Origin of the sequence: Staphylococcus sp. NAM3COL9 (assembly GCF_001431205.1) — a bacterium.
GTDB lineage: Bacteria > Bacillota > Bacilli > Staphylococcales > Staphylococcaceae > Staphylococcus.
Genome location: NZ_LGPC01000006.1, coordinates 50,999 through 65,655 on the forward strand (window position 1 = coordinate 50,999; position 14,657 = coordinate 65,655).

The window sequence follows — 14,657 nt, forward strand, 5'->3', positions numbered from 1 at the left end:
AGTAACTATAAAGTATACGTATAAACCAAAGAAAAGGATCACATAAATATGTGATCCTTTTAAAATATTTTTCTAAATAAAAATCAAGTTAAATTTCATTACTAGACATAATCATTTGTCCCTTAGGTTGCTTATTATTAGGTGATGGTTCTAATGTAATTGCTATTTTATCTTCTTTATCAACATCTACATTACTCAAATCAAAAACAACCATCCCTTTATCATTCACACTCGCAAACGTACCTGCAGGGTGTGCTTGCTCGCCTTTTAATATCCACACTTGATAAACTTCATTACCCTTTGTTGCTTCAATATCATTGGCTTCAACCATTAATTTTCTATCCTTATTATTGCTAGAGTCAGACAGATAGGCTTGCCCTTGCACTTGATCCCCAGTCATAGAATTTAAGTTTATTGCTTTCGCATCATTCGTATTAATCATTGGAGATGATTGATTTTGAGATGCCTTATATCCAAAGTATTGCACGCCGTTACCTATAATAGATAAAAATAATAACGCTACTATCATGCCTATCGACACACGTTTAGTAATAGTACTTTTAGATTTTTTCTTCTTATATTTTGAAATATGCGCTATTTGCTGATTTTCTTGATCGTTATTTGCACTTGTTGTATCTATTTCATCTTCTTGCTGTTCTTTTTCTGCTTCTTCGTTTGAATTGTTTTCTTCATCTAGCACTGACGCTAAAATTCTTTTCTTCATGCCTGTAGGCGGTTCAATTTCTTTGTTACTATATGGAAGTGAATCGTGAAGAATGTTTAGGTCGTTTAAAGTCTTATGGCTTTCAGATGACGAATCTAATTCTTTTTCAACTTGCTCTTTTTCACTTTCATTCATATTGTCATTGAAATAATCGTATAGCTTATCAACTTTATTATCTTTCATTTTCTCCACGCTCCCTTCTCATGTATTTTTTGGAATAATCATTTAAATGCTTAATTGATAGCCTCATTCTACTCTTAACCGTTCCTAATGGTGTTTGTAATTTATCAGCAATTTCTTGCTGACTCAAACCTTTATAATAAAACAAATAAATAATCTTTTGTTGATCTTTATTTAAAAGTGAAATCATTTTTTTTATTTCTTCAGACACTTCCTTATCCAACAAATCATATTCTGGTAGATGATCGTTTTGTATTCCTTGGAATCCTTCATCAAACTCATTTTCAATATGTTTATTTTTCCTTATCATATCAATAGATTTATTACGGCATAATGTAATAAGCCAAGTCGACATTTTTCCTTTATTTGGTTTAAATATTGCTTTTTGATTCCAAATTTTCATAAAAACATCTTGCAAAACTTCTTCACTAGATTGAACATCTTTTGTGATTTTGTAAGCCAAATTAAATAACAATGACTCATATCGATCATATAGGATTTCTAAACTCTTACTGTCCTTTTTATCGATTATTGATCTATAAAGATCATTTTCATCTATCATGCCGTCCCCTCCTTAGTTTAAATTCAGTATTTAGCAATACCTATCCTATATGTATATGTACATATGTATTCAATAGATATACGCAAGTTATACGTTGAAAGATTAACTTTCAAGAATTTTTTATAATATCACTAAATAATTATAACTATTTCCTTTTCCCCTTTTATTTTCAACCTATTAATCACATTACCACTAATGGCTCAAGCATTTCATTACAAAAGCGGTTATACAATTGTATTTATCCAACTAATAAATGTAGTAATATTACAAGTCTTTGTACTAGATTGTCTATAAATAAGTGTTACACTGGATGGAAATCGTAACCTACTGGAGGGATTTTGATGAGTATCATTCTTACGCTAATTGTAGGTGCTATTATAGGCATCAGTTTATCACTTTGGTTAACGAGTAACTCAATCCCCACTATCATTGTCAGTCTGATTTCAGGCGTTTTAGGCGCATTTATAGGCACATCTTTATTACTATCAACAGGCATGTATTTCTTAATCACAGCATTTATAGGCGCAATCACGCTTACATTAGTTGTCTTATTTATAATTGAAACAAGTAAAGAAATAGTTAGATACTAATTTTGTTTCAATCATAAATTAGTAGTTTAAATTCAAGGGGTTATTCCTCATTGAAATGGGCACTAAGAAATGTAAACTTTTGTAAGTAGTAATTTTATCAATGATTATATAAAAATAAGTCTAGGAGCAAAATTGCCCTAGACTTATTTTATATTTAAACACCCTAAAATAATTTTAAGATGCTTTATATTGTTTATACTTTAAAATATTTAATGCTCAAAAATGTTTTATATAAAGCAGTAGTTACCATATTTTAAATACTTCAACCTTAAATAAATTGTCCAACCCGTTTTTCAGAAATACCAGTTCTTTGGTTATAAATTTCTTGTCCTCTTAAAATGGTTTGTGTTACTTGTGCACCAATTTCACGCCCAATGTAAGGACTCATTTTATTACGGTATGCTAAATCTTCAGCTGCTAATGTGTATGGTGCATTCGGTTTAATAAGTACAAAGTCTGCATCTTTACCAACTGCGATGCAACCTTTTGAGTCTAAACCGAAACGTTTGGCAGGTGCTGTAGCTATAATATCAGCAAATTTTTGTAGTGACAAATGACGTTTTTGGACTCCTTCATCAAATAGTATATCAACATTATTTTGTAAACCTGCGATACCTCCCCAAGCTTCAAACGCATTATCTGTATCTTTTAAGTCTGGTGTACACGGTGAATGGTCTGAAGTAACAAAACTAATATCACCATTTAACACACGACGCCACATACCTTCTAAACGAGACTGTTCTCGGATTGGAGGTGAACATTTTACAACTGGTCCTATATCATCTAGTTCTTCTTTATAGAAATATAAGTAATGTGTACAAGTTTCACACGTAATATCTACACCTTCTTGTTGCGCTTTAATAATTTCATCTACGCCTTCTTCACAAGCAACATGCACAATATGTACACGACAACCAGTTTCTTTAGCGAATAAAATAATTTTACGAATTGGCTCAACTTCAGTAAAAACTGGTCGACTATCAACATATGCACTTAAAGTTGTTTCACCATTTGCTTTAGCAATTTCACCTAAACGATCTGTAATCGTCGCATTCTCAGAGTGAATTGATAAAATTTTACCTGTCTTCGCGATTTGTTTCATACCTTCGTATAATGAATAATCATCAACATTTTCAAAATCGCCTTCGATTGAGCGATCTCCACATGTTGCTAAAAATGCTTTATAAGCCACAACGCCTGCTTCATCTAATTCTTGAATACCTCCGTTTAAGTTATATGGTACTAAACCACCATAACTCGCAACATCAACTGAAAGTTCGTCTTTACCAGCATCAAATTTTGTTTGAATAGATGCTTTATCTGTTGTAGCAGGTACTTGATTTAAAGGCATTTCAATAAATGAAGTTACACCACCTTTAGCTGCTGCGCTTGTTCCAGTTACATAACCTTCCCAACCATCACGATAACCACCACCTGGTTCAGTAATATGAACATGTGCATCTACCATACCTGGCGATACGATTTGATTTTTAGCGTCAATCACTGTTTCGGCTTCACCTAAATCTTGGCCAATCGCAGAAATTTTGCCATCTTTGACACCAATTTCTACATTTTGTTGACTATCTTCTAAAATGACTAATCCATTTTTTAAAATTAAATCATATTTCATTATAATTCACTCCTTCTTGTCTTTTTGAAAATAATTTAACGGAATAATGCAATACTATATAAACTAAACTGGATATAAAGAATCCTATAAACCATGAAAAATCAGAAATCATTGTAAATGCTGGCAAGAAACCTAATAGTGATATCACAACACCTAATATCGTTGCGATGTAGGCAGAAACGTTAATTCTTTGTACTTTTACGTTTTTGTCATGTAAGTCAAAGTATAATTTATCAATATCTATATGGCATTTGGATACCAGATAGAAATGTACAATCATTACACCAGCAACGGGACCAAGTATCGCACCAATTGCATTTAAGAATAAAAAGATACTATCTTCGTTTTCCATCATTTTCCATGGCATAATGACAACACTTAGTACCGACGCAATGACCACACCTCGTTTATAGTTAATCCACTTAGGTAGTAATGCACTCAATTGATATGCAGCAGGTATGATATTACTCGTTGCATTAGTAGAAATGGTTGTCATTAATAGAACGCCTGTCGAAATCAATATTGCCCAGAAATTACTCCATTCATTAATGATTGTTAAAATATTCCATTCTTGATGTCCTAGATAAATTGAGCCACCGATAATAATGAACACACTCGCAATCGCGAATAAGACATGGGCAACAACGATACCGGAAATTTGGCCAATAATTTGAGTTTTAGTAGATTTTGCATTTTGAGTGAAGTCTGAAACACTTGACCCCGGGCCAGCCCAAACGCCTAATAAAGAGTTGAAAATTAAAACAAATGATAATATCGCTGGATAAATAATCCCATCTGTCTTCGTTGATATCTCATAATTCATGATATTACTGAAACCTCCAGCAACAGTAAGACCCCATATAGCCATACCACCAAATACAATATAAATCAGAGGGTTCAATAGAGCAGTGAATTTATTTAATATATCTCCACCACCAAAACCAATTGCAAAACTAATTGCCCAAAAAATCAAAAATGCGATAAGACCAGGTATTGAAATACCTAATATTGTTATCCCACTTCCTATATGTTCAAATCCTGGGAAAATTTTATTCAATAAAATTAACAATGCTTGGGAACCGGCAAATGTTTGTAAGCCAAACCATGCAATTCCAGCAACAACACCACGTAACACGCCAGGTAACTTAGCGCCGATATCGCCATATGTATCTCGTAATTGCATTGCAAAAGGTATGCCATATTTAGAACCAGCATAGCCATTAGCAACTAGTAACGTCGCAATAACAAATGAACTTAGAATCAACGCAAATATTACTTGCAATGGTGATAATCCTATTAATAAAAACCCACCAACTGCTGTATAGTTAGGTATATTATGAACAGCACCCATCCATAAAGTGAAAAAGTTAAATGCAGAATTATTTCTCTGCGTTGATGTCTTCGGCATTATGTCTTTATTATAACCGCGCTTCTCAAAGAAAGATTGCTCATAAGCCGTTTCATTCCCCTGTCTTTCCATATATATATCTCCTTTGCTTCAATAAGCTAGTAACTATCTTTTTAATCTTTAATAATTAGTTTATTATTTATGTAAGCGTTTTTCTTTGTTAGTAATGACATATATTAAGGGGGATTTTATATATTTCGAACAAAACATGTGTATAATAATTTTTATATAACATTATTTTTCATAGGATTTATACTATTATATATGTATATATATATATAAATTGACAGAAACAATAGTATTCCTAATTATATAAGAAGATGGAAACGGAGGATTCAAACATGACTACACTAAACGAAATTTTGTCCGTTCCTCAGTTTAAGGGATTAGAACTGATTAACAAAAACGGAGATTTGTCATCAGAAGTTTCAAATTTAGATATTACTGAAAATAATGACATCAAGCATTTCACATCTCAAAACTCTTTTATACTCACAACCGGTGTTTTATTTCAAGAGAATCAAGCAAATTTAAAAAGATTAATTAAAGATTTATATGATATAAATACGGCAGGTCTTGGTATAAAAGTCTCTAGGTTTTTATATGAAATTGACAAAGATGTTATAGCCTTTGCTGATAAATTAGGTTTTCCATTAATAGAAATTCCAGAAAATTGGAATTTAGGTGAAATTACGTACCAAATTTCTTCTTATATTTCAGACTCAGAAACCGGAAAACTAAACTATGCTTTACGTATCCAACAAGAGCTAAATCAACTACTCATCAAAGGTTATAGCATCAATACAATGATTCAACGTATGAGCAAGCTACTAGGCGTACCTATTATACTTTTTGATCCTTTCAAAGCACCTGATGCGTTAAGTCATCATTATGATCAAAATAAAAAGTTAACTAACGAACATATTGGTTATTTCCTTAATCATTATCAGCAGTCATCTGTTTATGATAAAAATAAACAAGTTTTTGAAAATAAAGATCATGTCATCTTTAAAGTTTTGGGTTACACGTATTTCCCTTACTATTTAATGGTCTCACAAGTCAATAAATTGTCGTATCCTTTCAGCTTATTGACAATTGAACAAGTCGTCAGTGTATTGAGTTTCGCATTGTATAAAAATACAAAAATTGAAGAAGCAGAGCAAAATGATATTAATCGCTTTTTTGAATCTTTAGTTAATAACCAAAATGACCAAACGCTTTCTATTAAAAGACATGCAGAATTGCTCAAACGCTATAATATTTTTGAATCTGATCATTATCAAATTATCATTTGTGACATTGATACACCGGATAGTTTAGAAAATAGTTATTATCTCAATGAACGATATCAACTAACATTTCACTGGCTAGAACACATGTTTACTGGGCTAGATGATTATATTAGTATTTACAAAATACCAAGTACGAATCGCTTTGCTATTTTACTACAAAACCGACATGACTATTATTCTGACTATCTTGTGCGAATTCAAAATAGCTACGGTAATCATTTTGAAGGAAGTATTTCCTTTGGTATAGGCAATGAAGTTACAGAGTTCACGCAGATATCCTCCTCATTTTTCGAAGCCAATGAAGCATTTGAAAATGGTTTACTAAAAGACAAACAGGAATTTATTTCTTACTATCATTCAAAAGATATAAAAGAGCTTTTACAATTAATACCTAAAGAGAAATTACAACCCTTTATTAAACATACTTTAGGACCACTAAGCTATCCTAAAACCAAAAAAGATGGAGAACTAAAACAAACTTTACAAGTCTATATGAATAACCAATGTGATATAACAAAAACTGCTGAAAAAATATATATTCACCGTAATACTGTTAAATATAGAATTAATAAATGTAGCAATTTGATTGGTGTGAATATTGAAGATCCGATGCATTCGTTAAATATTCGAATTGCCCTATACGTTTCTGATCTCACTATGTGGGATTAATTTTGTACACTACTATTTTTCAAAGATATTTAAATACCCTTGTCTCAGAATAATAATCTGAAGACAAGGGTATTTAAATATCTTTTCAAACTACAATTTCATTCTCTCTTATTAATTCAAATACCATGTTAAAGTATCTTTTCCTTCACATATCTATCTATATCATAGCGAAAATGTTGTGCTAACTTTTCTATTAATTCACCGTATTCCTTGGCAATTACTTCGTGTGCACGCAAGTAATATCTTAGTGCCATATGACGATTAATCTCATAGGCATCTGTACTCCGAAATACATCCATGTGATAGGTTCGAAGTTTTCAACTTTCTTAAAAAATATCTCCTTTTAATTCCATTTTTATCTCAATCACTTTATTTTGGGTTTCTAATGACTAAGCAACTCTCTTCATAGAAAAAACACCTCCATATAAATTCATTTTAATATATGAATTCAACGAAAGTGTTTTATTGTATTCCCACAATTTGGGGTCAGTTCCTATATTAAATTAAAGGGTTTTAGATTGCATACTATCCTTATTCGTTTTTAAATTTAAATTTGGACATAAAAAAAAGACGAGTTATACTCGTCTTTTAGCCGTTATTATAATTTAACAACGTTAGCTGCTTGAGGACCGCGGTCGCCTTCAACGATTTCGAATTCAACAGCTTGGCCTTCTTCTAATGATTTGTAGCCTTCTTGAGTGATTGCTGAGAAGTGTACGAATACGTCGTTTCCACCTTCAACCTCGATGAAACCAAAACCTTTTTCTGCATTAAACCATTTAACTGTACCGTTATTCATATTAAATTCCTCCATGTGCTTTTGCACTAATATTTGTAATCTGTCTTAAAAAATCAAAAGGAGTAAATTCAAAAGAATAAAACTACAAATCAATTTCACGAACTAAATTACTTAATACCTATTATAACGAGTTATACTCATTTTGTACACCCCTATTTCTAATTTAATTTTAATTTTTAATCTTTGATACGAATATATTGTGTTGCTCGACTCATTTTATTTTCAGTTAAACCTGCGTACACTATGCCTCTCATTAATATGATCACTAGTCACATCGCTTTTTAGAAAATAAATTTACTACAAAAAACAATGCAGACACTCTATCAGGTGCGCTCCATTGTTTCAAATGACTCTATTTTCATGCTATATCATACTCTTTTACGTAATTGATCCATTATTTTACTAACATATTTTGAGTAATCTTTCCCAGTTTTCTTTTTAAGTTTATCACTTATTTTATACAAGCCTTGCTCTAATTTACCGTTTTTTACATATTTACTTAACGTACTTTTTACCTTCTTTATCAATTATAAAACTCCCTTTTTTTACATTCTAAATGTTTATTAGTATTTCACTCACAACATGTGTGTATTAATTTTTAATCTAATGAATAGCGTTTTAATAAGTGTAAGCAATATATTAATACACCAATTGTCAATGCAAGTAGCAATGTTTCAATTGCATTATAATGCTCTACAATAATAAATCGAATCACTGCCGTAATTCCTACGTAAATAAAAAATTGTAATGAGAAATGATAATTCTTTCTAAAATATTGTATGATTAAAAGTATGAATTCGATATGCATGAAAGCAATCAACATTTTCTCTACGACATAATTATACTTCACATTTTTATTTTCGAAAAAGGTATAAATCATACCCCAGCATTCTTGAAATAAAAATACGACTAAAATAACTCCTAATATTGCAATACAGAGGTTTAAACAAAAATAAAGTGCCTTAGTGAAATAATCTATCACTTTGTTCAATATTAATAAATCTCCTTAGCATGAGAATGTCCTCATACAAATGCTTGTATGAGGACATCTATTTTAACATTTATATCTTAAAACACATCATATAAAACCTTATAAATAAAATTTATAATTTGGCTAATCAAATATAAATTCATCCCCTAACAATATTAATCGAAATAATCAATGTACTATACTTATATTGTTGATTGTTTAATAAGGAGGCATTACTTTGAAATTAATTTTATTTTTCATTGCTATTTTGATATTTTCGTCAATTTGGACTGTGATGACAAGTAAGTCTTTACCAAGTCAAGCTGTGGATAATAAAAAGAGTAATATCCGATATAATGAAAAACAAAGTAATATATTCATTGAGGTATTAGCCAAGACTTGCGTTTGGCTTACCTTTTTCTGCCTCTTTTATAATTCCAAACACACAAAAAACCCCTTAAGCTTATACCTAAGGAGTTTTATCATTCTATACTATTATTCCCACTCGATTGTACTAGGTGGCTTAGATGTAATATCATAGACAACGCGGTTAACGTGGTCTACTTCGTTTACGATACGACTTGAAATCTTTTGTAAGACTTCCCAGTCAATGCGTGCAAAGTCACTTGTCATGCCATCAATAGAAGTTACAGCACGGATGCCTACTGTGTGATCATACGTACGATAATCTCCCATAACGCCTACAGATTGGATGCCCGGTAATACCGTAAAGTATTGCCAAATCTCACGTTCAAGACCTTCTTCGCGTACAACCTGTCTTAAAATCGCATCAGATTCACGTACAATGTCTAGTTTGTCTTCTGTAATTTCTCCAAGTACACGAATACCAAGTCCAGGACCTGGAAATGGCTGTCTCCATACTAAATGTTCTGGAATTCCTAATTCGATACCTAATTCACGTACTTCGTCTTTAAACAATGTGTTGATTGGTTCGATTAATTGGAAATCCATATCTTCTGGTAATCCACCAACGTTATGGTGTGATTTAATTGTTTGTGCAGTCTTCGTACCTGATTCAATCACATCTGTGTACAATGTACCTTGAGCTAGGAAGTCTACGCCTTCTAACTTAGATGATTCGTCATCAAATACATAGATGAATTCATTACCAATGATTTTACGTTTCTGTTCTGGGTCAGATACACCTTTTAGCTTACTCATGAAACGTTCTTGTGCGTCCACACGAATAATGTTCATATTGAAACCTTCACCAAATTGTTCCATTACCATGTCACCTTCACCTTTACGTAAAAGACCATGGTCTACGAAGATACATGTTAATTGATCACCAATTGCTTTGTGTAGTAATACTGAAACTACTGATGAATCTACCCCACCGCTCATTGCCGAAAGAACTTTACGATCGCCAACGAGGTTGCGGATTTTTTCAATTTCAATATCGATAAAGTTCTCCATTGACCATTCGCCTGTACAATCACATACGCGACGTACAAAGTTACGTAATAAATCATTGCCGTATTCTGTATGACGTACTTCTGGATGGAATTGCACGCCATAGATGCGGCGTTCTTTATCTTCGATAGCTGCATAGCTTGTACTTGGACTATCCGCAATTACTTCAAAACCTTCAGGAATTTCAATTACTTTGTCCGAATGACTCATCCATACATTTTGTTCTTCTGGTAAACCGAAGAATAATTCATCAGTTTTAGCATTAATAACTGCTTTACCGTATTCGCGTTCATTAGCGCGTTCAACTTTTCCACCTAATAATTTAGTTGTAAGTTGCATACCATAACAAATACCTAAAATAGGAACACCTAAATTATATATTTCTGGATCAATTGTAAATGAATCTTCTTCGTAAACTGAATTTGGTCCACCAGAAAGGATAATGCCTTTAGGGTTCAAACGTTTAATTTCATCCATACTCATTTCATGGTCATGTAATTCACTGTACACTCCCATTTCACGAATACGACGTGTAATTAATTGATTGTATTGGCTACCAAAGTCTAAAACAAGTATAAGCTCTTGCTCTTTCGCCATTTCCATAACTTTTAAATCTCCTTTGACTTAGAATGAATAATTTGGTGATTCTTTTGTGATTTGAACATCATGTGGGTGACTTTCTGCTAGTCCAGCAGGTCCCATACGTGTAAACTGCGCTTCTTCTCTTAGTTCTTCTAAGTTTCTTGAACCAGTATAACCCATACCAGATCTTACGCCGCCCATAAGTTGATAAATTGTATCTTGTAATGAACCTTTAAAAGCAATACGACCTTCAATACCTTCTGGAACGAATTTCTTAGGTGTTTTATCTTCTTGGAAATAACGGTCATTTGAACCACTTTCCATAGCGCCTAATGACCCCATACCTCTATATACTTTATATTGTCTACCTTGGAATACTTCTGTTGCGCCAGGACTTTCTTCAGTACCAGCTAATAAGCTCCCTAACATTACCGCATGGCCACCAGCAGCTAAAGCTTTGATGATGTCACCAGAGAATTTAATACCGCCATCAGCAATAATTGATTTACCTTGTCTACGTGCTTCTGTAGCACAATCATAGATAGCTGTAATTTGAGGTACACCAACACCTGCTACAACACGTGTTGTACAAATTGAACCTGGGCCAATACCTACTTTAACTACATCTGCACCTGCTTCATATAACGCTTTCGTACCTGCAGTAGTAGCTACGTTACCTGCAATCAATGTTACCTGTGGAAATAGCTCTTTTATATGCGCAACTTGGTCTAATACGCCTTTAGAATGGCCATGTGCTGTATCTATTACTAACGCATCTACACCAGCTTCAACTAATTTTTCAGCACGAATGTCTGTGTCTTTAGCAATACCAATTGCCGCACCAACTAATAATCTACCGTGCGCATCTTTAGCTGAATATGGGAATTCAAGTACTTTTTCGATATCTTTAATTGTGATTAAACCTTCTAAACGTCCTTCTTTTACTAGAGGTAGTTTTTCGATTTTATGTTTTTGTAATAAATTTTCAGCTTCGTCTAATGTTGTGCCAACAGGTGCTGTAACAAGTCCATCTTTAGTCATTACATCAGAAATTTTAATTGAAAAATCTTCAATAAAACGTAAATCACGGTTTGTAATAATACCTACAAATTGTCTATCTTGTTTACTGTTAACAATTGGTACGCCTGAGATACGATATTTACCCATCAATGCTTCCGCTTCAAAAACACTTTCTTCAGGTGTTAAGAAAAATGGATTTGAAATAACACCATTTTCAGAGCGTTTTACTTTTTGAACTTCGTCTGCTTGATCTTCAATGTTCATGTTTTTGTGTATTACACCTAGTCCACCCTGTCTAGCCATTGAAATCGCCATTTTCGATTCAGTTACTGTGTCCATACCCGCTGAAATCACAGGAATATTCAATTTAATGCCTTCTGATAATTGAACGCCTAAATCTACTTCTTTCGGTAAAACATCTGATTCTGCTGGTAACAATAACACATCGTCAAAAGTTAAAGATTCTTTTTCAAACTTATTTTCCCACATACTGGTATAGCCTCCTATTATTTGTTTTATAGTTATTATTTCATAACTTCCGTATTTTGTTGACTCTTTATACCATTAAAAAAGAAATTCAAAATAATTGCTGAAATCGCGCCAAGTACAATACCATTTTGCGTTAACCATGCAAATTGCTCACCTAATGCTTCAAATGCTTGAGGTACTGCACTTATACCCGTTCCTAGTCCAACTGATACAGCAATTACTAACAAATTATTTTGATTCTTAAAATTAATATTACCTAATATACTAACACCATATGCCATAACCATGCCAAACATAGCTATCATGGCACCACCTAATACTGGAAGTGGAATCATATTCGCCAATGCACCTATTTTAGGTATACATCCACAAATGATCAATAATATAACCATGCCATATATCACATTGTTCTTTTTAGCACCTGATAATGATACTAATCCAACATTTTGCGAATAAGCTGTATATGGAAAGGCGTTAAAAATCGACCCTAATATAATCGCAATACCTTCTGCAGTATAGCCCTTACGAAAATCTTTACGTTCTAATTTCTTACCTGTAATTTCACTTAATGCATGATACACGCCTGTTGATTCTATCAAGCTGACTAAGGCAACAATGAAGAATACAAGCGTTGCACCTAAGTCAAAGCTGAAAGTTGAAAATCTAAATGGTTGTGGCAACGCAAACCAATGCGCTGTTCCAACTTGGTTTATATTTACAATACCAAATATCGAAGCTAAAATCGTCCCTACAACCAACCCTATTAAAATAGCAATAGATTTTAGAAAACCTGATGTAAATCGTTGAACTATCAAAATAATGATTAACGTAATCGCACCAAGCATAATATTCGTTGCATCACCATAATCTTTCGCGCCTTCTCCACCAGCTAAATAATTCATTGCAACTGGCATAAGGTTGATTCCAATTATCGTAACCACACTCCCTGTTACAACAGGTGGGAATAACTTTACTAAATGTGAAAAGAAAGGTGCAATAACAACAACTAAGACACCCGATAAGAATAGTGAACCATATAAGTCACCAATACCTTTTGTCTGACCAATCAAAATCATTGGTGCAACCGCGGTGAATGTACACCCCAATACAATAGGTAATCCTGTGCCAGTACCTTTCCAAACTTGTAAAAATGTAGCTACACCACACATGAAAATATCTACTGTAACTAAGAATGCAATTTCTTCTGGAGAGAAGTCTAAACTTGTTCCAACAATAATAGGAACTAAGATTGCTCCCGCATACATCGCTAATAAATGCTGTAAGCTTAGGAAAAAGGTCTTCATGCTTCGTCTCCTAGAAACGTTACTTTGTTACCACTTAAAGAAGCAACTTTACATAATGATGAAACTGTCAGCCCTGATTGTTCTAGTCGCTCTCGACCAGGTTGGAAACTTTTCTCTACGACAATGCCAATGCCGACTGTAGTCGCATTCGCTTTTTCTACAATTTCGTTTAAACCAAGTGATGCATCGCCGTTCGCTAAAAAGTCATCTATGATTAATACGCGATCATGTTCACCTAAAAACTCTTCCGAAACAATGACCGTGCTTGTTGTGTTTTTCGTAAATGAATGGATGTCTGCTTGATATACATCTTTCTTCAATGTACTCGGCACTGCTTTTTTCGCAAATAGACACGGTACATCAAAGTGCATTGCAGCCATAATAGCTGGTGCAATACCTGAAGCCTCTATCGTTAATATTTTAGTAATACCTTCGTCCTTAAATTGCTCATAAAATGTTTGTCCTACATTGTGCATTAACCTTGCATCGATTTGATGATTTAAAAATCCGTCTACTTTCAAAATCTTTTCATCAATAACGACACCATCTGCTTCTACTTTCTGTTTCAACAAATCCACTCGAAAAACCTCCTCATTTTTTGTACAAAAAAAGTCCTAAACTAACTTAGTTTCAGGATCTATGAGTGAACTTGCAATACGAGAAGAAGCCCTGTTTCAACTTATAACTAATACTGTCCAAAATGTGTTTTTACATTCATTTCCCAACTTATATGTAAAAAGGTTATATTCGTGACAATAGTAATGATAAGTATTCTAAAACGTATACGTCTTGCTACGATTTAAAACATATGAATTCGAATTACTTATGTATTGTATAGGTTACCCATAGTCATATCGTTAATGGCGACATGGTAGAAACTTCTAAAGCCTTATTCTTTAGATTATATGAGTTAGATAAATTATTAACTGATGATAGCAAATTTTAGCTTTATTTTCAATACACATATTACAAGTAAGCGCTTCACCACGACCTTTTCATTACTT

The 14,657-nt window shown here is 33.0% G+C and carries 13 protein-coding genes and 1 riboswitch; of the genes, 2 read left to right on the forward strand and 11 right to left on the reverse strand.

The genetic code is table 11. The features are described 5' to 3' along the window. Nucleotides 1-88: 88 nt before the first annotated feature. Nucleotides 89-907: an anti-sigma factor gene (locus ACA31_RS01390; RefSeq protein ID WP_057511602.1), complete on the reverse strand. Its 819-nt coding sequence runs from the start codon at nucleotides 905-907 to the stop codon at nucleotides 89-91. Next, a complete protein-coding gene (locus ACA31_RS01395) occupies nucleotides 897-1,466 on the reverse strand; it encodes an RNA polymerase sigma factor (protein WP_057511603.1) in 570 nt (189 codons plus the stop codon). The genes ACA31_RS01390 and ACA31_RS01395 overlap by 11 nt, the downstream gene beginning before the upstream one ends. Before the next feature lie 341 nt (nucleotides 1,467-1,807). On the opposite strand from ACA31_RS01395, the gene ACA31_RS01400 reads away from it, so the two are divergent. Then, nucleotides 1,808-2,056: a hypothetical protein gene (locus ACA31_RS01400; RefSeq protein ID WP_057511604.1), complete on the forward strand. Its 249-nt coding sequence runs from the start codon at nucleotides 1,808-1,810 to the stop codon at nucleotides 2,054-2,056. Nucleotides 2,057-2,324: 268 nt separating this feature from the next. On the opposite strand, the gene allB is transcribed toward ACA31_RS01400, so the two are convergent. Then, nucleotides 2,325-3,686, reverse strand: coding sequence for an allantoinase AllB (gene allB / locus ACA31_RS01405; RefSeq protein ID WP_057511605.1), 1,362 nt, complete (start codon nucleotides 3,684-3,686; stop codon nucleotides 2,325-2,327). Continuing rightward, nucleotides 3,676-5,166 carry an allantoin permease gene (gene allW, locus ACA31_RS01410; protein WP_057511606.1) on the reverse strand — a complete coding sequence of 497 codons (1,491 nt, stop codon included), beginning with the start codon at nucleotides 5,164-5,166 and terminating at the stop codon, nucleotides 3,676-3,678. The genes allB and allW overlap by 11 nt, the downstream gene beginning before the upstream one ends. 269 nt (nucleotides 5,167-5,435) lie before the next feature. On the opposite strand from allW, the gene ACA31_RS01415 reads away from it, so the two are divergent. After that, nucleotides 5,436-7,055, forward strand: a complete 1,620-nt coding sequence (locus ACA31_RS01415) for a PucR family transcriptional regulator (RefSeq protein WP_057511607.1) — start codon at nucleotides 5,436-5,438, stop codon at nucleotides 7,053-7,055. A 128-nt stretch (nucleotides 7,056-7,183) separates the two neighbouring features. On the opposite strand, the gene ACA31_RS13015 is transcribed toward ACA31_RS01415, so the two are convergent. The 7 genes from ACA31_RS13015 to xpt form a co-directional block, all read right to left on the reverse strand. Further along, complete coding sequence (locus ACA31_RS13015; RefSeq protein ID WP_082587029.1) at nucleotides 7,184-7,354, reverse strand: GrpB family protein; 171 nt, start codon at nucleotides 7,352-7,354, stop codon at nucleotides 7,184-7,186. A gap of 299 nt (nucleotides 7,355-7,653) precedes the next feature. After that, on the reverse strand, nucleotides 7,654-7,854 hold the full coding sequence (gene cspD, locus ACA31_RS01420; protein WP_002506017.1) for a cold-shock protein CspD: 201 nt from the start codon (nucleotides 7,852-7,854) through the stop codon (nucleotides 7,654-7,656). Between the two features lie 598 nt (nucleotides 7,855-8,452). Beyond that, nucleotides 8,453-8,836: a phosphate-starvation-inducible PsiE family protein gene (locus ACA31_RS01425; protein ID WP_253721349.1), complete on the reverse strand. Its 384-nt coding sequence runs from the start codon at nucleotides 8,834-8,836 to the stop codon at nucleotides 8,453-8,455. A gap of 483 nt (nucleotides 8,837-9,319) precedes the next feature. Continuing rightward, on the reverse strand, nucleotides 9,320-10,861 hold the full coding sequence (guaA, locus tag ACA31_RS01430; protein WP_057511609.1) for a glutamine-hydrolyzing GMP synthase: 1,542 nt from the start codon (nucleotides 10,859-10,861) through the stop codon (nucleotides 9,320-9,322). Between the two features lie 21 nt (nucleotides 10,862-10,882). Beyond that, nucleotides 10,883-12,349 carry an IMP dehydrogenase gene (gene guaB, locus ACA31_RS01435; protein ID WP_057511610.1) on the reverse strand — a complete coding sequence of 489 codons (1,467 nt, stop codon included), beginning with the start codon at nucleotides 12,347-12,349 and terminating at the stop codon, nucleotides 10,883-10,885. Nucleotides 12,350-12,384: 35 nt separating this feature from the next. Further along, nucleotides 12,385-13,653, reverse strand: a complete 1,269-nt coding sequence (gene pbuX / locus ACA31_RS01440; protein WP_057511611.1) for a xanthine permease PbuX — start codon at nucleotides 13,651-13,653, stop codon at nucleotides 12,385-12,387. Further along, nucleotides 13,650-14,231: a xanthine phosphoribosyltransferase gene (gene xpt / locus ACA31_RS01445; RefSeq protein WP_057511612.1), complete on the reverse strand. Its 582-nt coding sequence runs from the start codon at nucleotides 14,229-14,231 to the stop codon at nucleotides 13,650-13,652. Before xpt ends, pbuX begins: the two co-directional genes overlap by 4 nt. Nucleotides 14,232-14,479: 248 nt before the next feature. Then, nucleotides 14,480-14,582: riboswitch (purine riboswitch) on the reverse strand. Nucleotides 14,583-14,657 lie beyond the last annotated feature (75 nt).